Source organism: Natronosalvus sp. KLKA75, assembly GCF_059736265.1.
Genome location: NZ_CM185522.1, coordinates 2,045,439 through 2,065,498, shown reverse-complemented (window position 1 = coordinate 2,065,498; position 20,060 = coordinate 2,045,439). Strand labels below are relative to the sequence as shown.

The window sequence follows — 20,060 nt, the reverse complement described above, 5'->3', positions numbered from 1 at the left end:
CCGAAGAACACGGAGATTAGAAGGAATGGAACCGCTGCTATCACCTCGAGAGAACGTCACGAGACAGAAAGGTTTCAACCCCGGCGTTCGAACCTCCGGTCAATCGATGGCGTCGCCGATCACCACTCGAGCCCTCCTCGGGACGGGACTCGTGAGTCTCGTCTTCCTCGCGAGCCTGCTCGTCTCGCCGTCGATCACGATCGGCGTGCTCGAATCAGTCTCCGGCGACCCGTACCGATTCGGACTCGCCGTCGTCGTCCTGTACGCTGTCCGGCCCCTCTTCGCGTGGCCGACGACGCCGCTCGCCGTCCTGGTCGGCTACGGCTACGGCGCGGTTCTCGGCCTCCCCGTCGCCCTGTTCGGCGTCTCGCTGACCGTAATTCCGACCTTCCTCGTGGTTCGCTGGCTCGTCGGGGGAAGCGACCGGTCAGCTGGCGAGGGACGCCCGCTCGCCGGCGTCCTCGGGCGGAGTCGTGACGTGATCGACCGATACTACGACGCCGTCGGTCCCGTTCGTGGCGTCGTCACGTCGCGACTCGCCCCGATTCCATCGGACGTCGCGACGGCCGCTGCAGCCGTCAGCGGGGTCCGGCTTCGACACCTCGTCGTCGGAACGGCCCTCGGCGAGCTGCCGTGGACGGTCGCAGCCGTTCTCGTCGGTGCCTCGGCGGCCAGGCTCACGAACGACGTCCTGATCGACGGAGTCGGTCAGTACGGGCTCGTCCTCGCCGGGTCGGCAGCGGTCGTCGCCGTCGCACTGTTCGCACCGTCGATCTACAACCTTCTCCGGACTGGGCCGACCGCGAGAACGTCGCTCGAGTGAATGAAGACGCGTCTCCGTTCACGTCGTCTACGCGCCTATTCACGGTATTCGGGCTACCCGTCCCTGGCGAATCCTTACGGTCTCGTCCTCAGCGAACTCCTGCGCTATTCCCCTTCAGCGAACCCATCTCCCATCGAGTCACCGAGTTCCTGCAGATCCGCTTCGAGGCGCTGATATCGATCGGTTCCCTCCAGGTCGTCGATCGAGAGGGAACTGTCGAGCGCTTCCTTCTTGTTCGAGAGGGCCGCCACTTCGCGGCGACCGTGCTGACCGTATCGCGATTTCGCGCGGAGGGCTTCGATCAGACGCGTCAACGTCGTTCGCGAGACCGGCTTCGTCACGTAGTCGTCGACGTCGAGGTCGATGATGTCGAGTCCGGGGTCGACGGCGGTAACCATGATGACCCAGCAGTCGTGGCCTCGACGGCGGAGTTCGTCGAGGACCTCGTCGCCGGTGAGGTCGGGCATCTGTCGATCGAGCAGCACGACGTCGACTTCGTCGCTCAACTGTTCGAGCGCGCCGCGACCCGTGTAGGCAGTGCGAACGGCGTAGCTGTCGCGCATCCAGCTCGTGTAGAGGTCGACCAGTTCGCGCTCGTCGTCGACGACGAGAATCGTCGGTTTGGTGGCCATGCGACGGGAATCGTCAGAACGTGGGGCACTCGAGGGGGTAGTCGTTTCGGTGAACTCAGTCGGTGAGTCGTCCGCCGATGTGGGACTATCGAAACGGATCGGAACAATCGTAGACGACGCCGTGTTGCGGACAGACGTATTTGCAGTGACGTTTGTAGAGGTGGGCCCCGCAACTGGGACACGCGGGTCCAGCGTCGGTCATTGGCTAGTTTTCGGCGTCGGGCATGCTAAGTGTTCCGTCGGAGGCACCGTTGAAGGCTGTTTCTCGCGTCTTTTGCGTAAATGGTGCGTAGAGTTAGGGGTTGTCTCCGCCGCATATCGTGTTCGCGGAAGCGAATCTTTTTGACCGCGAACGCCTGGGTACAGGTATCGATGTACCTGGTTACGTTTCGCCTGGATCCTGGGGAGTACGATGCGGAGTTCCACGAGTTGAACGACTCGATCCAGGCCGTTGCCGAAGAGACGGACGGGTTTCGCGGCAAACGAACGTGGAACGACCCAGAGGGTGACGAGGTACTCGTCGTCTACTACTGGGAATCACTCGACGCGCTCGAGGCGTTTGGTGTGGATGCAGACCACAAACGAGCGAAACAGCGGTGGAGCGAGTGGTACGACGCGTACGAAGTCACCATCACGGAAGTCATCGAAACGTATGGAAACGGATTCGGTGACTCCGCAGACCCGCCCGAGTAGGGTATCGACTGTACCAACTATACCGACGGTAGACCGCATCCAGATCCGCAGTATCACTTGGCAAGTATTCAACGGAGCCCCGCAGGTCAGTCACGTCGTCGGATTCAGGCCTGACACGGACGTTCGCCGATCATCTCGAGAACCTCTCGACGGGCGCGGTAGGCGTTAGAAACGATTCGATTTTCGGTGTGGCCGCTGGCTCGAGAGTCAATCCACCCGTACAGTCGAACCCATCGTCGAAAATCCGGAAAGGTACAAATCCGAATCGGCGTCGGACGCTATTCGTACTCGATCAACACTCGCTCCAACCGCAGGACTCGCAGGTCTTACAGCCCTCCGAGAAGTAAAGCGAGAGTGACCCACAGGAGGGACACTCCGGAGATTCGCCGGCGTCGATGAGGTCCTGCGTGGCGTCCCGTTCGTCCGCAGTCGCCGCCCCACCGTCGGTCTCGTGGTCGTCCGCGTCGACGGTCTCCACGTTGGTCTCGAGGCTAGCGTCTGCGTCAGCGTCAGTCTCGGCGTCCGCTGACTCCTCGAGCGTCTGCTGTTTCGGGTACGGCTTGTCGATCTCGTCGTCGAGATACCGGCGCATCGCGGTGCCGATGGCGTCCGGGATCGACTGTATCTGTTCGCCCTTGTCCCAGGCGACTTTCGGACTCCGAGTTCCACAGAGTTCGTCGATGACCTCCTCGGGATCGACGCCCGAGCGCAGTGAGGTGGAGATGACCTTCGCGAGCGCTTCCGTGAAGGAGTTCGTGAAGCCGCCGGAGTGGCCGATGTTCGCGAAGAGTTCGAACGGCTGGCCGGTCTCGGGGTCCTCGTTGATCGTCACGTACACCTTGCCGTAACCGGTGTCGATCCGCTGACTCACGCCCTGGAGCGAATCGGGGCGTTCGCGCTTCTCGGCGAAGTCGACCGTGACGGGTTCGTCCTCGTCGCCGAGGGTCGCCCCGTCGGCCTCGAGTACGTCCCGGACGTCCGCGCTCTCTAAGAACTGTTCGAGGCCGCCGAAGATGTCGTCTATCTGCTCGAGCAACGCTTCGGCCGCTTCCTGCTCGTCGGCGAACTCCGTGTTGTCGGCTCGCGTCGTTAACACCTGCTTCGTCCGGGTGCCGTCGCGGTAGTAGGTGACGCCCTTGCCGCCGTGCTCGTAGACCCACTCGAAGACGTCCTTGGCGTCCTCGAGCGTGGAGTCATTGGGCGCGTTGACTGTCTTCGAAATCGCGGAGTCGACGCCCTCCTGGCAGGCACACTGGACCGCGGCGTGATCTTTCGCCGAGAGGTCCGCGGTGATGACGAACAGTTCGCCGATGGCATTCGGGACCGTCTCGAGGCCGTCGACGCCGTCGAACTGGTTCGTGGCCATCTGTTCCTGGGCTTCGCGTTTTGCGGCCTCGACGTCGACGTCGTTGGCCTCGAGCGTCCGAAGGAAATAGTCGTCGAACTCGACGAGCATCTCGTCGCCCTGGACGTCGTCGGTGACGTTCTTGTAGTAGGCGACGTTGTAGATGGGCTCACAGCCGCCGGTCGTGTTGCCGACCATCGAGGTCGTCCCGGTTGGCGCGATGGTCGTCACGTTGTGGTTTCGGATAGGGTAGCCGTCCGCCCAGTCGTCGGCGGACTCGCCCGTCTGGTGTTCGAACCACTCGCGGTACTCGGTCGGGTTCGCGTACTTCGAGTCGTCCCAGTCGGCGAAGGAGCCGCGCTCTTCGGCGAGTTCGTGGCTGGTCGCCTTCGCGCCGTGGTTGATGTGGGTCATCAGCTGGCGGGCGACCTCGTTGCCCTCGTCGCTGCCGTACTTGATGCCGAGCTGGATGTACAGCTGAGCGAGGCCCATGATGCCCAGTCCGATCTTGCGCATCCGGCGAACGGTCTCCTCGATCTCCTCGACCGGGAAATCGGACATGGTGACGACGTTCTCGAGGAAGCGCGTCCCGTACTCGATGCGTTCGTCGAATTCTTCCCAGTCGATGGCGTCCTTGAGGAACGCGGCGACGGCGTCCTGGTGGGAGTCGTACTCGTCGGCGTGTTCGGCCGACCAGACCCGCCAGTCGGGGGCGTCGAAGTCCGCCAGCGTCGAGAGGTTGATGTGACCGAGGTTGCAAGCCTCGAACTCCTCGAGCGGCTGTTCGCCGCAGGGATTTGTCGCCAGGATTCGGTGGTCCGGATGCTTCTCCACGTCGAAGGAGTGTTCCTTGTTGACCCGCTCGAGGTAGATGACCCCCGGTTCGCCGTTCTCGTGGGCACCCTCGACGATGCGTTCCCAGACGAGTTCGGCGGGCACCGAGAGCGGTTCGCCGACCTCGACGTACTCGCCGAGGTCGTAGCGGCCGTACATCTCCTTGGTTTCCTCGGTGGCGATGTGGGGCTCTTCCGTGCGCGGGTTGGTGAACGTGTACTCCTCGCCGTTCTGGACCGCCTCCATGAACGCGTCCGTGACGCCCACGGAGATGTTGAAGTTCGAGAGGTGGCCCTCGACGGCGTTGCGCAGGTGTTTCGGTACCTTCCCGTCGTCGTCGATCAGTTCGCGGGCCTCCTCGAGCGCCTCGGCGAACGTCGTATACGTGTAGTCGTCGGGATCGTTGAGCCGCAGCGTGTGTGCCAGCGAGACGTCCTTGTTCTTCGCGTGGATGAATTCGATGACGTCCGGGTGCGAGACGCGCATGATGCTCATCTGGGCGCCTCGCCGCGTCCCGCCTTGCGCGATGGTTTCACAGAGTTGGTCGTACGTCCGCATGAAGGTGATCGGTCCGGAGGCGATGCCGCCCGTGGAGCCGACGCTGTCCCCGAACGGGCGAAGCTGCCAGAAGCCGTAGCCGACGCCGCCGCCGGACTGGAAGACCTCGGCGGCCTTCTTCGCGGTTTCGTGGATGTCTGCGAGGTCGTCGTCGGGGCTCATGACGAAACACGCTGAGAGCTGCTGAAGTTCGTCGCCGGCGTTCATCAGTGTCGGCGAGTTCGGCATGAACGAGAGGCTCTCCATCCCCTCGATGAACGTCTCGGCGACGTCTTCGACGTGCTCGCGCACGGGTTCGGGCAGTTCGGGAACGATTGTGTCGTAGGCGAACTTGTTGACGTTCCGCTCGGTCAGCGTCGTCTCGCTGTCGTCGTCCACGGTGGTCCCCTCCCCGAAGACCTCCGCCGCGAGTTCGTCCCGTCGCGGGTGACCCGGCTTGAGCTGATCGGGCGTAACCGTGATCTCGAGATCCTGGTTGTTCGCTTCGTACAACGCTTCAGCCAGCGCGATGTTCTTCCCGACGCGCTCGAACAGTTCCTCCTGGGTCTCGGTGAGTTCGCCGTCGGCGTTCTTCCGGAGGTAGCGGGCAGGAAGGATGTTCTGGTAGGCGTTGGCCGTCATTCGCTCCTCGAGGGTCTCTCCCTCGGTGCGCTTGATCGGTAACGTGAGGTCGTCCGCGGTGAGTTCGGACTCGCTCATGCGCGTGCCACCTCGAGCACGCAGGAGTCTCCTGACGCGAGTTTCCCCGAAAATTGAGTGTTCCGTTCCATGAGTAGTGACGACGGTTTGGTGTTCTCCCAACCCTATAAATCTACCTGAGTTGTAAGAACGCAATTTCAGTTGTGTTTATACCAGTCGGTGTTCGCAACTGAAACCGGCGACTGAGACTGCCGCCGTGGCGTCTGTGAGTCGATACGGACCCAACGGCCTTAACGATTTCCAGAGTGGACCGAAAGTGATCGAATTCCCGTTCAGAACGGCGACGTACGGTGGTTTTTAGTTTTTCGATTGGAGGAGATGGCGGTCTCGCGAACACACGACACGGTGGGGTGCCTAGCCGGTTCGTGGTTTCGACGCGTTACGTCGTATAGAGTGACTCGAGTACCTCGAGCGACTCGACCGGCTGTCGCCGACGAAACGTTCACCTCCGAATTACTGTCAAGATGGTCGGAAGTATTAGGTGTCTCTAGCGTGCGTAGGTAGGTATGCTAGATCCGATTACAGGTTCACCGGTGCTCATGGTGCTCGCGGCACTCGTCGTCCTCTTCGTCGTCGTCGCCGCGGTCAGGTTCGCGATCAAGATGGCGATCCGAGTCGGTCTGGTCGCCGCCGTCGTCCTCGCCGGACTGTACACCGTCGGCTATCTCGACGTCCTTCCGTTCTGAGAACCGATTCCGTCGAGGAAGTTCTCGATGACGTCGTGGCCGACGGCGGTGAGCACGCTTTCTGGGTGAAACTGCACGCACTCGAGCGCCACCTCCGGATCGGCGTGGCGAACGCCCATCACGAGCGACTCGCCGTCGTGGTTGGCCGTCGCCGTCACCTCGAGACAGTCGGGCACGTCCACCGCGACGAGCGAGTGGTACCGGCCGGCCTGGAACCCCTGTTCGAGCCCCGAGAAGACGCCCTGCCCGTCGTGGGAAACGGGTGAGGCCTTCCCGTGAATCGGCGCCGGAGCGCGGTCGACCGTCCCGCCGAGGGCGTAGACGGCGGCCTCGAGGCCGAGGCAGACGCCAAGGATCGGAACCGTCGAGCGCAGTTCCCGAATGACGTCCATCGAGACGCCCACGTCCCGGTCGTTCTTCGGATGGCCGGGGCCGGGGCTGACGATAATCGCGTCGGCCTCGACCGCGCGGACGTCCTCGAGCGAAGCGGTATTCTTGAGGACCGTCGTCTCGGCGTGCTCGCTGACGTACTCGACCAGATTGTACGTGAACGAGTCGTAGTTGTCGACGACGAGGACGTGCGGGCGGGATGGCTCGGCTTCGGTGTCGGCGGGTGCACCGACGTCGCGACCGTCGCGCGAGGAACTCATCGGCGAGCCTCCGCGACGGCGTTTTCATCGTGGTCGTCCTGTTCGTTGTGCTCGCCTTGCACGTTGTGTTCGCCCTGCTCGTCGTGCTCACCATACTTGCCCCGCTCGCACCGATCCCGGTCGCCGCCTTCGCCGCCGCGCTCCGACCCCCCGCTCGCACTCGAGTCCGCGTCGATGCGCTCGAGGGCGCTCACTACGCCGCCCATCTTCTTCTCGGTCTCGTCGTACTCGGCGGCCGGGTCGCTGTCGGCGACGAGTCCCGCGCCCGCCCGAACCGTGATCAACTGGTCGTCGTCCCGTTCCTCGACCGTCGCCGTCCGGATGACGATCGCGACGTCGGCGTCGCCCGTCCACGAGAAGTAGCCGACCCCGCCGCCGTAGAGCCCGCGCGGTTCGTCCTCGAGGTCGTCGATGACCTCCATGGCCCGGACCTTGGGCGCCCCCGAGAGCGTCCCGGCAGGGAACGCCGCGCGGGTCGCGTCGAACGCGTCCAGGTCCCCCCGGAGCGTGCCGGTGACCGTCGACTCGATGTGCTGGACGTGGCTGTACTTGAGGACGTTCATGAACTCGTCGACGCGGACCGATCCCGCCTCGGCGACCCGTCGAACGTCGTTTCGCGCCAGGTCGACCAGCATCGTGTGCTCGGCGCGTTCTTTCCCGTCAGCGAGCATCTCGCCGGCCAGTCGACGGTCCTCGACGGGGCTCGAGCCTCGGTCGCAGGTGCCCGCGATGGGGTTCGACATGATCTCGCGCCCGCGAACGGAGATGAGCGTTTCCGGACTCGCACCGACGACGGTGAGGTCGTCGTGCTCGAGCAGGTACATGTACGGCGAGGGGTTCACGGCCCGCATCGACTCGTAAAAGCCCAGCGGATCGATGTCGCCGCGGAGTTCCCGCCGACGGGAGATCACGCCCTGATAGATGTCGCCGTCGAGGACGTGCTCTTTGGCCTGCTCGACGTGAGCCTCGTACTCTTCCTTCGATCCAGCGGTCTCGCCCCGGCAACGGAAACCCCCGGTCTCGAGTGCCGTCGCCGATTCCAGCGTCTCCTGGACGCGCGTCGCTTCGGCCAGAAGTTCGTCGTACACCGCGTCCGGATCGTCGTCGGCCTCGAGGACCGGCGTGAACACGAGTGAAACGGACCCGTCCCGTTCGTCGAAGGCCAGCGTCTTCGTCGTCAGGACGAACTGGGCGTCCGGGAATCGCGACTCGGGTCGCTCGCGACCGACCTCCTCGAGCCAGAGGTCGTAGACGGCGTCGTAGGCGAGGAAGCCGACGAGTCCGCCGTCGAAGTGCTGGCGGTCCCGGTCTGGCACGTTCTCGAGGCGGACGTCGGGGAGTGCGCCCCGGAGCGCGTCGAGGGTGTCACCGGCCCCGGTCCCGGTCTCGGTCCTGACCCCGGACCCGGCCCCGCTGCTATCGATTTCGATCGCCTCGAGCGGCGCCTCGTCTGAGAGCGCCTCTACCTCGACTCCCTCGGGCCCGACCGTCACGACGGCGTCGGGATCGTAGCCCACGTACGAGAAGCGAGCGTGGCGCTCCGCCGTGCTCGCATTCGGCTGGAAGGCCCCGTCCGGGTCGCTCGAGGGCGTCTTCTCGGCGCTTTCGAGCAGGAACGCGTAGGGCGTTCGCTCGTTTGCTCTGTCGCCTTCGTCGGCTTCGGTGCCCTCACTGCCTTCGATCCGGTCCGTCGCCGTTCTCCCGGTAAGCGCGGCGTAGGCGGCGAGTGGCGTCGTCTCGACCTCCAGCGTCGCCTCGACGCGCACGATGGCCGGCCGTTCCGTACGGTCGTCAGCGTTCGCGTAGGCACGAAAGCTCTCGCGGTCGGTCTCGAGCGTCACCGTTTCGGCGGATTTCGTCGCGGTCGTCGTCGTTGAATCCGTCATCGCTTCCTCGTGACTGCTCGTCTGGCGTTTCTCACGGCTCGACCACTCGCTGGCGAGGTTCGTTCGGCGCCAGCGCCGTTCGTCGACCGTGCTCGACGAACGCCCTGACGTCGTCGTGATCTTTGACGCCGGGACGCGCTTCGATGCCGCTCGAGACGTCGACGGCGTACGGCGAAACGGTCCGAATAGCGTCCTCGACGTTGTCGGGCGTCAACCCGCCGGCGAGGATCACGGGCGACTCGAGGTCCGCGGTCGCCGTTCGGGTCCGTTCCCAGTCGTGCGTCTCGCCAGTCCCGCCCGCTCCCTGGTCGTCCACGGAGTCCACGACCAGCGCGTCCGCGAGGTCGTCGTACCGCGAGGCGGCCGTCACCCGTTCCGCGTCGACCGCGAGGAACACCTGCGCGTCGGCCTTGGCACGGAGGTACGCGAGGTCGCCGGGGCGCATCCCGCCGTGGATCTGGATCGCGTCCGGGTCGACCCGCTCAACGAGTTCGATCGCTCGCTCCGGGCCGGTCGGCATGGTTACCAGGACGGTCGTCACGAACGGCGGCGCGGCGGCGACCAGGTCGGCCGCCCGCTCGGGAGCGACTTCGCGCGGCGTGTCGATCGGGACGTCCGAGACGATTCCGACGGCGTCAGCACCGGCGTCGACGGCCGCCTCGAGGTCTGTTTCTCGAGTGAGGCCGCAGATCTTGACGCGCGTCACGTCACCGGACCTCCGGGGCGACCCCGCACAGTCGCTCGAGCGTCGCGCTCGCGTCTCCGCTCCGGATCGCCTCGAGCGCGCGGTCAGCGCCGGCCTCGAGGGTCGGCGCCTCGCCGGCGACGTAGATGGCAGCCCCGGCGTTCGCCAGGATGACGTCGCGTTTGGCCCCGTCGACGTCTCCCTCGACGATACCGCGCAGGTCGGCGGCGTTTGCCGCGGGCGTACCGCCCGAGATGTCGTCGATGGCGTGGCGCTCGAGACCGAGGTCGGCCGGCTCGAGGGTGTACTCCTCGACCGTTTCGCCCTCGACTTCGGCGACTCGCGTCTCGCCGTGGATGGCGATCTCGTCGGTGCCGGTGCCGTGGACGACGAGCGCGCGGTCGACGTCCATTCGCGCGAGCGAGCGAGCGAGGATCGGAACCAGGTCGGGGTCGTACACGCCGACGACCTGGGCGTCCGCGCCGGCGGGGTTCGTGAGCGGGCCGAGGACGTTGAAGATCGTCCGAATGCCGAGTTCCTGGCGTGGCCCGATCACGGCCTTCATCGCGGGGTGGAAGACCGGTGCGAGCATGAACCCGATGCCGTCTTCCTCGATGGTCCGCTCGACGGCCGGCGGTTCGGCGTCGATGGTGACGCCGACCTCCTCGAGCACGTCGGCGCTACCGGACGAGGAGGATACCGAGTAGTTGCCGTGTTTGGCGACCGGGACGCCCGCGCCCGCGGCGACGATGGCGCTCGTTGTCGAGACGTTGATCGTGTCATAGTCGTCGCCACCGGTGCCGCAGGTGTCGACGAGCGGTTCGCGGTCGGGGTCGATCGTTCGTGCGGCGTTTCGCATGCCTTCCGCGAAACCCGCGATCTCGGCTTCCGTTTCGCCTTTCGCGCGCAGGGCCGTCAACAGCGCACCGATCTGGGCCTCGGTCGCACCCTCGAAGACCGCGTTAGAGGCGGCTCGAGCGTCGGCTTGCGTCAGGTCGTGACCGTCAGTTACGTGTTCGACGTATGGTTTCATAGAGGACACCAATGTATGAGTCTGTCTTGTAATGATCAAACAAGTACATCGACTTAAGCGTGTCGGAGCCTCGTCCGTGGTGACATCTCGCGCACGGCCACCGATTCGAAACCTTCAATTAGGGTGGCGGGCAACGATTGACTGCAGGACGAAGACACGAACCGGACGGGTTGGTGGTCTAGTCTGGTTATGACACCTCCTTGACATGGAGGAGGCCGGCAGTTCAAATCTGCCCCAACCCATTTCTTCCGCGCTGTTAACTCAATGAGCAGACGCCGTCGGGTTCTTTATTAGTAGTCGCTTTTCGTGGGTGAGTCATTTCAGGTGGATGCCCGTTGTTCGTGTGGGATCGTCGTCTCGTCTCGTGGTTCACTCTCAAGGAAATGTGACAGAGTGATAAAACTATGCACCAGCGCGCGGCTTTCAAACCGCTGCTCTGGTGACGCCGACCCGGGGTAGTTTGTGAGCTGAGGCGATCCCGACGTGTCTCACGGGCACGATTCCGCGGGTATTTACGAAAGCGGTGGTGAGTGTCGAGTGCTGGCGCAGGCGGTCAGGTAACCGACTCAACGGACATGAGTATTTGCGCCAGCATTCCACGTCTTCGAGTAGCGACGCTAGCCGTCCAGCGAGTCGCAGAATGCGCGGTAGGCACTCCAGATCCTCTCGGGTGTCTCTGTCGGTGTGATGGTTTTCCGATCCTGATCGTAGGCAACAATGCTATTCTCGAGCGTCGTCATGTGCTGCTGGTAAAGGGCGATATAGACGCGCTCACGTTGCTTCGAACTAAGTTCCGAGATTGTACAGTCGTTTTCGCGCGCGGCCACCTCCTCTGCCAGGTCGGACACTGTGACGGTACTGTCCGAGGGCTGGTCGGCCAGATGTTCGATTGCCCAGCGGCGCCGGTCGGACGACAGGATGTTCATCGCGTCATTGGGATCGATGGGTGTGACGTGTGACTGTGATGTGTGACTGTGACGTGCGCGTGTGATGGCTTCTCGGATGCGACTAAGTGGATTGCGGAGTGATTGCATTTTCATTGGTGTCATCTCGGGCGCGGGTCGTCCCGACGCACTACCTGCCTACTGTCGGGGCGACCCGCACCCGGTTCGGCTAAAGGCAAAGACCAGGATGCACACGCCTTTGTCAATGGGATATCTCAGATAAGAAGAATGGCTGATAACGACAAGCGAAACTTTGTGTTGCGCGACAGTGATGGTAACGAATCCAGCGTTTTTAGCGGTAGTTCTCCGCGTCAAGCAGCACTAAAGGCTGCCCGACGACTCCCCAGTGGGGAGTCTGAAGACGAAGCTGATCATATAGATATTCGACTTCGTGAGCGTGGCACCGATGATGTGCACGTGTACGATGCTTGGGCGTGGAAGGTCGATGCTGACGAGGATGCGCCTGAGTGGGTTGGTGACTCGGTGACTGAAGCGAACGTATCTAAACTGCGGGTTGATCACGTGGATAACGACTAACAATCGGTAGTGGCAGGGCTGCTCTCCAGCTTTAAACGGGTGGTTCTCGTATGTTTAGGTATGATGAACGATACTGCAATGCTCCCGTCAGATTGGCGCCGGAATCCGGGCATGGCCATGCGAACAGCTCGCTACGCTTGCTTCGAACACGATTCGATGACGGCTTTCATCGACGTGTGCCCACCTGCTAACTCGGAGGGTCTGTTCGATGTCGACGAGACCTCGTGGGCAATCGCGAAACTGTACACCAGCCACGACACGCTCGAGGGCGTGCAGTTCCGCGACCAACGAGAGATCGAGCACCAGGAAGACATGGCCATCGTCGTACGATCACTGGCCGACGCCTTCTACAACGAGTTCTCCGACAACCTCGCTGTAGAGGAGCGCGAAGAGCCCAGTCCCGGACTGACAGTCCCAGACGACTGGCCTGAGGATGCGGAGCACCGAACGCTCGACGAGTTCTGACCCATCAACTGTTTTGACCTTCGACACTGAAATATCAGGCATGACCGACACCCCACCTGTAGACTCAGAGCGGTACGATGAAATGATCATTAAGTACAAAGATGGGGAGGTGAGCGAGAGAGAAGCGCGGGAGTTCTTCGGTGAGGAGTTTGAGAAAGCGAGAGAGACTGTGGTAGCGCTCCGTCATATCGATGCATCGGACGAAGCTCTGGATGAGCTAAGCGAGATGGATTTCGAGTTCTAGCTTACCAACTGAACCGCAGAAGTCCGGATGTCAACACGCGTGCGCTGTGACCGCACGTGCTTGTCAGGCCAGTCCCCGCCTCAAAGGCAAGGGCGTGGCCTGCATCCATATTGAGGTACGTGCGCACCCCTGTTAAATGGTGTCGGCGAGGGTTTCACCCGTGACGTTGCCTGAAGAATTCTTTCTGATGCTTCTCGCATAGCCACTCCTTGCCTGGCCCGCGAACTGCATCACGGTCACACCCCTCTCTTTCACACGTCTGCCCTTCCGGAGGCGAGTCTGCCATACTGTCGCCCATCTCTCGTGACTCCTCGATGATTTTCCGAGCTTCTTCATTAACATCAAAATCGTCATCCTCGGCGTTCTGCTGTTTTATCATCGCTGTACCGACCGCGTCAAGGACTTCGTCCGGGGTCATCTCCTCGAGATCGTTCTTGGTGATTCCCTCTTCGGATAGGGCATTCCGGATTTCTTCACGTTTTTGTTCGATGTGTTCTTCGTCGAACTGTGGGTCGGTGGTCATGAATAGGTGTTTGTGGGGTTGCTTCAAGATGGTATCGACCAGGGAGATGTGGCCATCGTCATGCACAGTCTCATCGGGCAACAAAAACCGACTGGAGGTACGAGGGTTTATCAGTGAAGCCGCGGCCAGCACAGTCCATGCCAACGTGCATTGATTCCACACAGGATTTGCACCCACAGGACTGGATGATCATCGCGGAAGCGCTGGTGACGTTAGCTGGCAACCCCACCCAGATATCGTCGCCTCGAGAAGAGAGGGCGTGGGAGTTGATTGATGTGATCGCAGCAGAGCAGGGAATGCCTGCGTCCGAGTTGATCCGGCAGATAGACTCAGAGTGGCCGACTCAGTAGTTTCTCTTACTTCTTTTGTTTAAACGACTGTAGGGCGTATTTTTAGTTGTAATGTCAGAAACAGACGCAGACGCAGAACCGATAGTGAACGGCAGTGCAGTAACCGAAGACCGCGCAGCCTTCAACCTCCTATTCGTAGCGATGGGAATCCTGACCGGGAGTGCAGGCACGCACCTGTGGACTCAATTGGACGGATGGGTTCTGGAAACCCCGACGTGGATGCTTGTCGCGTGTGTAGTCATCTATGGGACTCTCTCGATTGTTGGTGCAGTCGTGATCTCCCCAGACGACGTTTACTAAGTCTCGTTTTACTTGAGAACCGGGTAGTTCAGTGGTAGCAGTCTTTCCGAACCGTGCTATAGAGAGATTCTTCTTGACACCTAGGTTTATAATACTGGGGTTGTCAGTCAGGTATAAGAATGAGTACGGGTGAGAGTAGCCAGGAAATTGGCCCTTCATCGGAAACTATCCAACAACGAACGCATTGGATTCGGGCCAAAGAAATCAGACAGGTAGCAATCAAGGACTACCTGCGAAGCATTGACAAGGAGGTTCCTGACTACGAAAAGGATGTTCGGGAACATACTGCGAAAATACTAGATGAAGACGAGTTCAAGGAATTCAAACGCCAATTCCGATTCGGAGGCCAACAGAGCCTGAACTTCTTCGTCATCACTGGCATTTCCAACGAATTTGATGACTTAGAGTCGAAGGTTATCCGCCAATTCCCTCGATCAGAAGAAGTGGAGGGAATGAAGAATGAACCATTCATTGCTAATGCACGTCAGTTCAATGACCGACTTTATCTCGTCTTGGGTCGGCACGTTACGACCAAGTGGACTGATCCTGAGACTGGTGAACCACAACGAGAACTCTACCCGGACGAGTGCATCGCGGTGATAAACCGAGATACCGACCTGGTACACGTGAGAACCGCGGATGTCGCATTAAGTCGGAAAATCTGCAAAACAGTCGCACGGGCAGTCGGTATCGATGTCACTCGGGACGATGTCTTGTACAAACCAGACTTCGACCAGCAGTTCATTGAGGAGTTGGGTGATGAGATCCAGAAGTACATCAATATGAGTCTCCATATCAACGAGTCCTCGGATCGGACTGCTGGATCAGTTAGATTCACATCACAGAAGTCCGACGATGGAAAGTACATGGATCTCCGGGATGACAAACAGGTTCAGAACGAACTCACCCAAGGCGATGGGAACATCTCACGGGGTTACGTCAAGTTGAAAGAAGGTGGTTTCTCCTTCGACCTGAATCGCCCGCAGAGTAAAATTTGGTTCAGAAGTTACGAACGCGAAGAACGAATTAACAAGATAGAGGAACTCATTAACGATGTTCTCGGACAAAGTGGAGGATATCCCCAGCAAAAATTACAAGAATTTGGAAACGTCTCTAAGCGAGATTCAAGCTGAGCAGGGGAGATTCACTCGGACGACGTTAGCAAAACGGTCTGGAGTTGATGAGTCACAAGTCCTTGTCTTCTTATCCGAGTTGTGTGATGAGGGTGCGTTAGCAGCGAAAATCAAGGTGCGGTGTCCATATTGTGGTCAAGATCATGGGACATTCGCATCTCAGGATAGTGTTCCAACGGAGTCTGAGCGGTGCTTCTGTGGGGAGGAGTTTCGCCCTCATGAAAAGACAAATTGGTCTGTTGTATACGAGTTCACGGAGAGCCCCGATTTTTTTCTAACCTCAAGTTGGAGTTTGAAACCTTCATAGAGTCTTCTAGCGATTTGAACCCGAAGTACTTTGAGACAAAGTTCTCTGAGCTGGAAAGTCTAGACAATAGTGCAACGAGAGGCAGGTATTTCGATTACTTTGTGGGACTGCTGTTCAATCAACTGCCGGGTGTTGACGTAGTGATTGGCCGGGAGGTGGCGACAGGGGAGGTTGATGTGTTTGTCACATGTCTAGATGCACCCGAATGGCTGCATCGGCTAGTAGGAGACGCAACCCTATTGGAGAATAAGTGGCGTGGAGATGCGACTGGGACGAACGATATCAGCGTGTTCCATGACAAGGTGGGGATGGCCACTGTATCCTGCAAAGTTTGTTACTTCATCAGTATGGGTGGATTCACATCAAGTCGAAATATTGGGGCTGAGCAGTTGATTCAGTCGAAGCGAGATCCGAAGATGGTTGGATTGACTCGAGAGGATGTGGAACAGATGGTTGAGGAGGGATCTCCTGAGAGCCTCCTTCGGGGGCATGTAATGTGAACTACTGGCTTCTGTTTCACTTGGGGAAGCGTACTAGCCGGGCAGTGCGATAAGGCGAGATCGTGCTTTGTGGGTCGTTTTCTTGTTCACGGGGTGGGAACCTCTTGAACAGATGTTGTTCTTGGCAACTGATCGTGGAATGAGTATCACCCACGGTGTACTGTCTAATTCAGGAGTAATGCGACCGATGGAGGCTAACTGGTTGCTTGACATTGAACCCACTTTTGTGCACATAGAGGGGAATCATTAAGTGAATAGTCTGAGTACGCATGAGTCGAAGCCAATGTCTGAAGAACGAGAGCGGGCAAGCATTACGCTGCCCACGTCGCTGAAAGAGAAGCTCAAGGAGGATGGAAACATGTCTGAGACGATTGAGGAGGCGCTCGAACGATACTTTGAGACATCGACTATCCACTATGTGAATACCAACGCCCAGTACGTGCCCGGAGATGGGACGAAGATCTACTCCAATGGAGTCGTCGCGACGTACGGTGCCGAACGGTTTGGAGAATCACTCCGCGAACTAGAGCCAGGTGATGGTGTCGTATCGTACGTGAGTGACTCTTCGGTCAAGTACGACGGTGGAGCACGGGCCTTTGGCGTCGTGCAGGCTTCGTGGAGCGGCTCGAGAGTTCCTGCTGAGGAGAACCTGTACAATCCTGGGGAGGAGGAGTTTCGAGAGTACCACGTCCCTGTGAAGTGGCTCGGGGTGCTCGGAGAGGAGTCAACGATCAGTCCGGAAGACATCCGCACCACCACGGGGCGAAAAACACCACAGCGAACGCTGGAGACTCCCGGAAATGAGTATCAGCACGGAATGCAATTGCTCGCGGAGGTCATCCTCGGGCGGACGATCCTTGCTGACCTGTTCCGAATCGAGTGAACACTGTCAACCAGATTCAATATATGTCATCCAGACCAACCTACCCGCCTGAAGAGCAGATCATGATCGAGAGCGCCGCCCTAACCGGACGGACGCAGTTCTTCCACCACTGCTCCGGCTCAGCGCTTCCCGTACGCGATATCCCCGATCGTGGGAAGACCGAACCGAACATCGAGTACGGCGCTGAGCAAGGCCTCAACACCGATGGTGAGATCATTGCCGCAGAGAACTATCACCACAGCTGCGTGCCACAAGCGATTGCATCATTCCTCACCTCCGATGAGCAGTTCCTTGTGCTCATCACGAACCCCGACCAGTTGTCTGGCGGGAAGCAGATTGTTGGGTACATTGAAAAGAGAGACTACCTGGATATGGGCGATCGATATGCGGTGACTGGCCCCGTGAAGCTGTACGGCCTCGCAGATGCAATCCCGGTGAATGAGGTCGGGGTCAGCCCCCGGAGTGAGGCAAAACTCGGAGAAGCCGAGATGGAGACCATCCTTGACCACTTTGCCGGTTATGAGGAGGTAACTGAGGAATGCCTTGAGGAGACGCTCCGGCTCAAAGAGAAGCATTCAGATACACCATCTACTGTTGGTTGTGGATGCAGTTCTGACTCCGGCTCCGTCGAAGACGATACTGGCGGTTGTTGAGCCGGGGTGTGCTTTCCAAGTGTGACAGCCAGTCGCGTGGCTCTGAAGTCAGTAAAAGTAGCTGTGAGCCTGACCGATGTCGGCGTAACTATGACTGGTAATTCTAGTGTTTTGACAAATGCGTAACTGTGATGCGTAGGTGTGAACCGACAGTGTAATGTTTGGTTGTATGAATTATCAGACAACAGATGGCACGACTCTACCAGTACGCCGCCTCCAACACCAAGTCGGGCTACTTCCTCTACGGTGGCTCCAGCGAAGGCAACTATACTATGCGGGCAACCGATATGGGTAAGCGACTCTTCGACCGATTGGCCTACGACCCTGGAATCATCAATGTGGAGCGAGGCCCGCGTATTCCATCCCAACTACAGTGGGCGATGTATGATGTGGGGCTGCTCAAGACTGGTGACTCTGAACCGTCTGGTGCCGGAATTGACGGAGATCTCGATGCTGAGGACGCGGAGATCACCGAGGAGATGATCGCCCAACTCGAAGAGTTCGTTCTCGGCGAGGACTCCGATCGTGAGGAAATACAGAAACTTGCCGAAATTCTAGACATCGACCCCAAAGGGGACTCCCCCACTCCGATCTGGGAACTTTCCAAGTTCGAAGGGCAGGGTATCGTGAGCATGTTCGAGAGCAAGTTGGATGAGTTAATTTGCACCGAAGACGTGCCAGACTGGGACATTGATGTAAGGCACACACCCGAAATTCCTGGCCCTGAAGGTACGACGACTTTCTACGTTGACATCGAACACCCCGAAGACAAAGACGAGGTATACACACATCAGATGTACTATGTTGCCGATGAAAACTCGGATACTCCGGGGTTGGCAACAATGACGAAGCTACCCGTGGATGTCAACCGCCGCGTTCGAATTGACCGGCAGCGCGGGCGGATACTAGAGGCTATGAGTCACGTCCCTCGGCTAGTCAGTATCTATGCCGGCAATCCGACGGAGGAATTGAACTGTATCATTCTAGAAGAAGTGCTGGACTGATTGTCCCACAAACTAAAACCCGCCAGGCGGATTTTGTGGATTAGCATTCCACAGTTTATACTCTGTGTGTGTTTGTTGGGCGAGTGATGTGACCGCTACTTGCCACGTAGGCTGTTGCGGTGGTTGTTGACTGCCTCAGATCCCGCCTGCTGTATCGCCTATTCTCATGACTTCCACTGGCACCGATGTTCTCTCGAGGAGACGACCGATCGACAAACAATGTGAGTGTCCATCTCTGTTGAAATCCTCAGCGGATAACAAATTCTGATAGTGATCGATGAGTGTAATGGAACGCCATATCATTCGGTATACTAGAATAGTTGATTAAGCTCGTTCGTTAGGAGCTGAAAGCTAACGCGTTCTGTTCGTGTAGTGCATCGCGCACATCACCGAACTCAATCTCTAATCTTTCACCACTATTCGCATAGGTGAGTCTATGTAGGTCGATGTTGGGGGGTATTGGTTCACTGATTATCGCCCAATATTGAGTCTGGCCGTGGGATATTTCGAATTTCGATGAATTCCACTTATCCTTGAAATGGACGGACGTAATTGCCATTACAGTGTCACTGGCAACTGAATACTGGTAGTCATCCTCAGTTTCGAAGGAGAAGTACTTGGTTCGAGCATCTACTTTGTCACCCATATTAGTGATCTCTATGAATACTACTACCCTGCCCTCAAAGGTCTTCTTTCCACCCAAACTTATCTTCTCCTCCACCACTGAAATATCGTGAGTCAGATAGTGTTCAAGAGAACGGCCCCGCGATAATCCAACAGCCTTCATTGAAATATCGACGCCTTCAGCCGTTACGGAGACGGGTTCAGGGGTACTCGTCGTTGGAACTTCACCGAGTTGTTGGTCATTTGATTCCTGACTGGGATAACTCGGGCGTTCAACTGTAGGCGAGGGTGCATCCTCTGAGGCATAATCCCTTACCAACTGTTCTGCCTCCAGACGGTGGATGAACTTGAGCAATTGTTTCCCATTGATGCATTTAAGATTGAACTCTTCTGCGATTGACTTTGCTTCCCCAGTGAATTCGCTTGTCGTTACAATTATAACTGAATCGACCTCGTCACGTTGTTTTAGGGAAGCATATTTTTGCATTTCTGGACTACTCACCCGACTCCTTTCTCCGTATTTCTTAGCCTGGATTAATATTTTCTGCTTATATGGGAAATCCTGTGTTGCTACTACGTCGATTCCCTTATCATTACTTTGAGCGGTGACCTGCGTATTCCAGTCTTGGAGAGTCCATAGGTCTGCAATGAGGTGTTCAAATTGATTCGGTGAGAAGTCCTTACGGAGGATTTGGAGGAGACCTTGATTCATATCTATACTCTATGATGAACTCTCACTAAGCCTATAAAGCGATTCGATAGTAGGAGATTTCAAACCGTCATGGTATAATTTAGAGGTATTATTCTCTTCGCATATGTGATGGGTAGTAGTTTCACAAGAGTAGATGTCTAAGAAAGAGGGTTTCAACAGAGTCGAGTGTTCTTCTATCGGTCGCGGAGAGAGTCGCGCACCTCGGCGACACCTTGGGTGGAAGGACGATGATCTCGAAGAGTGGCGACCGCTCAGAGGGGTAATCTTCCTGAATGCGCGTCGGGGTGCGCGGAGTCCGTTGTGATCAAAGTCGACGTGATCGATGTCGAGAGTGCCGGGTTCAGAGACGCGGAGCCC

At 58.7% G+C, this 20,060-nt stretch carries 22 protein-coding genes and 1 tRNA gene; 13 read left to right on the top strand and 10 right to left on the bottom strand.

The window, feature by feature from the left end:
* Window positions 1-106 precede the first annotated feature (106 nt).
* Entirely contained in the window at window positions 107-823 is a 717-nt protein-coding gene (locus AC6I65_RS09890) for a TVP38/TMEM64 family protein (RefSeq protein ID WP_497901743.1), read from the top strand.
* A gap of 104 nt (window positions 824-927) precedes the next feature.
* Here the strand turns inward: AC6I65_RS09890 and AC6I65_RS09885 are convergent, their stop codons facing one another.
* On the bottom strand, window positions 928-1,455 hold the full coding sequence (locus AC6I65_RS09885) for a response regulator (RefSeq protein ID WP_497901742.1): 528 nt from the start codon (window positions 1,453-1,455) through the stop codon (window positions 928-930).
* Window positions 1,456-1,540: 85 nt separating this feature from the next.
* The gene (locus AC6I65_RS09880) at window positions 1,541-1,657 is read right to left on the bottom strand and encodes an HVO_2523 family zinc finger protein (RefSeq protein ID WP_305882003.1); all 117 of its coding nucleotides are present in this window, start codon (window positions 1,655-1,657) and stop codon (window positions 1,541-1,543) included.
* Between the two features lie 170 nt (window positions 1,658-1,827).
* Between AC6I65_RS09880 and AC6I65_RS09875 the strand changes: the two genes are divergently transcribed.
* On the top strand, window positions 1,828-2,148 hold the full coding sequence (locus AC6I65_RS09875; RefSeq protein WP_497901741.1) for an antibiotic biosynthesis monooxygenase family protein: 321 nt from the start codon (window positions 1,828-1,830) through the stop codon (window positions 2,146-2,148).
* Window positions 2,149-2,440: 292 nt separating this feature from the next.
* Here AC6I65_RS09875 and AC6I65_RS09870 read toward each other — a convergent pair whose 3' ends face one another.
* Entirely contained in the window at window positions 2,441-5,584 is a 3,144-nt protein-coding gene (locus tag AC6I65_RS09870; RefSeq protein ID WP_497901740.1) for an adenosylcobalamin-dependent ribonucleoside-diphosphate reductase, read from the bottom strand.
* Between the two features lie 506 nt (window positions 5,585-6,090).
* Here AC6I65_RS09870 and AC6I65_RS09865 point away from each other — a divergent pair.
* Complete coding sequence (locus tag AC6I65_RS09865; RefSeq protein ID WP_497901739.1) at window positions 6,091-6,270, top strand: DUF8029 family protein; 180 nt, start codon at window positions 6,091-6,093, stop codon at window positions 6,268-6,270.
* Here the strand turns inward: AC6I65_RS09865 and trpG are convergent.
* The 4 genes from trpG to trpD are packed head-to-tail and all read right to left on the bottom strand — an operon-like array spanning window position 6,246 to window position 10,524.
* The gene (gene trpG, locus AC6I65_RS09860) at window positions 6,246-6,920 is read right to left on the bottom strand and encodes an anthranilate synthase component II (RefSeq protein ID WP_497901738.1); all 675 of its coding nucleotides are present in this window, start codon (window positions 6,918-6,920) and stop codon (window positions 6,246-6,248) included. The two genes, AC6I65_RS09865 and trpG, sit on opposite strands and share 25 nt — an antisense overlap.
* Window positions 6,917-8,806 (bottom strand): anthranilate synthase component I, encoded by a 1,890-nt coding sequence (trpE, locus tag AC6I65_RS09855; protein WP_497901737.1) that lies wholly within the window; start codon window positions 8,804-8,806, stop codon window positions 6,917-6,919. Before trpE ends, trpG begins: the two co-directional genes overlap by 4 nt.
* 31 nt (window positions 8,807-8,837) lie before the next feature.
* A complete protein-coding gene (locus tag AC6I65_RS09850) occupies window positions 8,838-9,512 on the bottom strand; it encodes a phosphoribosylanthranilate isomerase (protein ID WP_497901736.1) in 675 nt (224 codons plus the stop codon).
* A 1-nt stretch (window position 9,513) separates the two neighbouring features.
* The gene (gene trpD, locus AC6I65_RS09845; RefSeq protein ID WP_497901735.1) at window positions 9,514-10,524 is read right to left on the bottom strand and encodes an anthranilate phosphoribosyltransferase; all 1,011 of its coding nucleotides are present in this window, start codon (window positions 10,522-10,524) and stop codon (window positions 9,514-9,516) included.
* Window positions 10,525-10,691: 167 nt separating this feature from the next.
* Here trpD and AC6I65_RS09840 point away from each other — a divergent pair.
* Window positions 10,692-10,766, top strand: a tRNA-Val gene (locus AC6I65_RS09840).
* A gap of 375 nt (window positions 10,767-11,141) precedes the next feature.
* Here the strand turns inward: AC6I65_RS09840 and AC6I65_RS09835 are convergent.
* On the bottom strand, window positions 11,142-11,564 hold the full coding sequence (locus AC6I65_RS09835) for a DUF7344 domain-containing protein (protein ID WP_497901734.1): 423 nt from the start codon (window positions 11,562-11,564) through the stop codon (window positions 11,142-11,144).
* A 132-nt stretch (window positions 11,565-11,696) separates the two neighbouring features.
* Here AC6I65_RS09835 and AC6I65_RS09830 point away from each other — a divergent pair, with 132 nt between their 5' ends.
* From AC6I65_RS09830 to AC6I65_RS09820, 3 genes are read left to right on the top strand one after another with little or no spacing between them, the layout of a single operon-like run.
* Window positions 11,697-12,005 carry a non-histone chromosomal MC1 family protein gene (locus AC6I65_RS09830; RefSeq protein WP_497901733.1) on the top strand — a complete coding sequence of 103 codons (309 nt, stop codon included), beginning with the start codon at window positions 11,697-11,699 and terminating at the stop codon, window positions 12,003-12,005.
* A 60-nt stretch (window positions 12,006-12,065) separates the two neighbouring features.
* Entirely contained in the window at window positions 12,066-12,470 is a 405-nt protein-coding gene (locus AC6I65_RS09825) for a hypothetical protein (RefSeq protein WP_497901732.1), read from the top strand.
* Window positions 12,471-12,510: 40 nt separating this feature from the next.
* A complete protein-coding gene (locus tag AC6I65_RS09820) occupies window positions 12,511-12,714 on the top strand; it encodes a hypothetical protein (protein ID WP_497901731.1) in 204 nt (67 codons plus the stop codon).
* Window positions 12,715-12,868: 154 nt separating this feature from the next.
* Here AC6I65_RS09820 and AC6I65_RS09815 read toward each other — a convergent pair whose 3' ends face one another.
* On the bottom strand, window positions 12,869-13,237 hold the full coding sequence (locus tag AC6I65_RS09815; protein WP_497901730.1) for a hypothetical protein: 369 nt from the start codon (window positions 13,235-13,237) through the stop codon (window positions 12,869-12,871).
* A 401-nt stretch (window positions 13,238-13,638) separates the two neighbouring features.
* Between AC6I65_RS09815 and AC6I65_RS09810 the strand changes: the two genes are divergently transcribed.
* The 6 genes from AC6I65_RS09810 to AC6I65_RS09785 all read left to right on the top strand — a co-directional run bounded on the left by AC6I65_RS09810 (window position 13,639) and on the right by AC6I65_RS09785 (window position 18,367).
* On the top strand, window positions 13,639-13,887 hold the full coding sequence (locus tag AC6I65_RS09810) for a hypothetical protein (RefSeq protein WP_497901729.1): 249 nt from the start codon (window positions 13,639-13,641) through the stop codon (window positions 13,885-13,887).
* Window positions 13,888-14,006: 119 nt separating this feature from the next.
* Window positions 14,007-15,020 (top strand): hypothetical protein, encoded by a 1,014-nt coding sequence (locus AC6I65_RS09805; RefSeq protein WP_497901728.1) that lies wholly within the window; start codon window positions 14,007-14,009, stop codon window positions 15,018-15,020.
* Window positions 15,021-15,341: 321 nt separating this feature from the next.
* Complete coding sequence (locus tag AC6I65_RS09800) at window positions 15,342-15,827, top strand: hypothetical protein (protein WP_497901727.1); 486 nt, start codon at window positions 15,342-15,344, stop codon at window positions 15,825-15,827.
* Window positions 15,828-16,110: 283 nt separating this feature from the next.
* Window positions 16,111-16,710: a hypothetical protein gene (locus AC6I65_RS09795; RefSeq protein ID WP_497901726.1), complete on the top strand. Its 600-nt coding sequence runs from the start codon at window positions 16,111-16,113 to the stop codon at window positions 16,708-16,710.
* A gap of 23 nt (window positions 16,711-16,733) precedes the next feature.
* On the top strand, window positions 16,734-17,363 hold the full coding sequence (locus tag AC6I65_RS09790) for a hypothetical protein (protein ID WP_497901725.1): 630 nt from the start codon (window positions 16,734-16,736) through the stop codon (window positions 17,361-17,363).
* Window positions 17,364-17,551: 188 nt separating this feature from the next.
* A complete protein-coding gene (locus tag AC6I65_RS09785; RefSeq protein ID WP_497901724.1) occupies window positions 17,552-18,367 on the top strand; it encodes a hypothetical protein in 816 nt (271 codons plus the stop codon).
* Between the two features lie 337 nt (window positions 18,368-18,704).
* Here AC6I65_RS09785 and AC6I65_RS09780 read toward each other — a convergent pair whose 3' ends face one another.
* Entirely contained in the window at window positions 18,705-19,703 is a 999-nt protein-coding gene (locus AC6I65_RS09780) for a restriction endonuclease (RefSeq protein ID WP_497901723.1), read from the bottom strand.
* Window positions 19,704-20,060: the final 357 nt, after the last annotated feature.

Bases quoted from the DNA above. Each gene is read 5' to 3' on its own strand.
- AC6I65_RS09825 (WP_497901732.1), top strand. From the start codon at position 12,066: ATGATGAACGATACTGCAATGCTCCCGTCAGATTGGCGCCGGAATCCG.
- AC6I65_RS09890 (WP_497901743.1), top strand. From the start codon at position 107: ATGGCGTCGCCGATCACCACTCGAGCCCTCCTCGGGACGGGACTCGTG.
- AC6I65_RS09805 (WP_497901728.1), top strand. From the start codon at position 14,007: ATGAGTACGGGTGAGAGTAGCCAGGAAATTGGCCCTTCATCGGAAACT.
- AC6I65_RS09885 (WP_497901742.1), bottom strand. From the start codon at position 1,455: ATGGCCACCAAACCGACGATTCTCGTCGTCGACGACGAGCGCGAACTG.
- AC6I65_RS09780 (WP_497901723.1), bottom strand. From the start codon at position 19,703: ATGAATCAAGGTCTCCTCCAAATCCTCCGTAAGGACTTCTCACCGAAT.
- trpE (WP_497901737.1), bottom strand. From the start codon at position 8,806: ATGACGGATTCAACGACGACGACCGCGACGAAATCCGCCGAAACGGTG.
- AC6I65_RS09785 (WP_497901724.1), top strand. From the start codon at position 17,552: ATGGCACGACTCTACCAGTACGCCGCCTCCAACACCAAGTCGGGCTAC.
- AC6I65_RS09875 (WP_497901741.1), top strand. From the start codon at position 1,828: ATGTACCTGGTTACGTTTCGCCTGGATCCTGGGGAGTACGATGCGGAG.
- AC6I65_RS09810 (WP_497901729.1), top strand. From the start codon at position 13,639: ATGTCAGAAACAGACGCAGACGCAGAACCGATAGTGAACGGCAGTGCA.
- trpG (WP_497901738.1), bottom strand. From the start codon at position 6,920: ATGAGTTCCTCGCGCGACGGTCGCGACGTCGGTGCACCCGCCGACACC.
- trpD (WP_497901735.1), bottom strand. From the start codon at position 10,524: ATGAAACCATACGTCGAACACGTAACTGACGGTCACGACCTGACGCAA.
- AC6I65_RS09790 (WP_497901725.1), top strand. From the start codon at position 16,734: ATGTCATCCAGACCAACCTACCCGCCTGAAGAGCAGATCATGATCGAG.
- AC6I65_RS09830 (WP_497901733.1), top strand. From the start codon at position 11,697: ATGGCTGATAACGACAAGCGAAACTTTGTGTTGCGCGACAGTGATGGT.
- AC6I65_RS09835 (WP_497901734.1), bottom strand. From the start codon at position 11,564: ATGAAAATGCAATCACTCCGCAATCCACTTAGTCGCATCCGAGAAGCC.
- AC6I65_RS09795 (WP_497901726.1), top strand. From the start codon at position 16,111: ATGTCTGAAGAACGAGAGCGGGCAAGCATTACGCTGCCCACGTCGCTG.
- AC6I65_RS09870 (WP_497901740.1), bottom strand. From the start codon at position 5,584: ATGAGCGAGTCCGAACTCACCGCGGACGACCTCACGTTACCGATCAAG.
- AC6I65_RS09815 (WP_497901730.1), bottom strand. From the start codon at position 13,237: ATGACCACCGACCCACAGTTCGACGAAGAACACATCGAACAAAAACGT.
- AC6I65_RS09880 (WP_305882003.1), bottom strand. From the start codon at position 1,657: ATGACCGACGCTGGACCCGCGTGTCCCAGTTGCGGGGCCCACCTCTAC.
- AC6I65_RS09820 (WP_497901731.1), top strand. From the start codon at position 12,511: ATGACCGACACCCCACCTGTAGACTCAGAGCGGTACGATGAAATGATC.
- AC6I65_RS09865 (WP_497901739.1), top strand. From the start codon at position 6,091: ATGCTAGATCCGATTACAGGTTCACCGGTGCTCATGGTGCTCGCGGCA.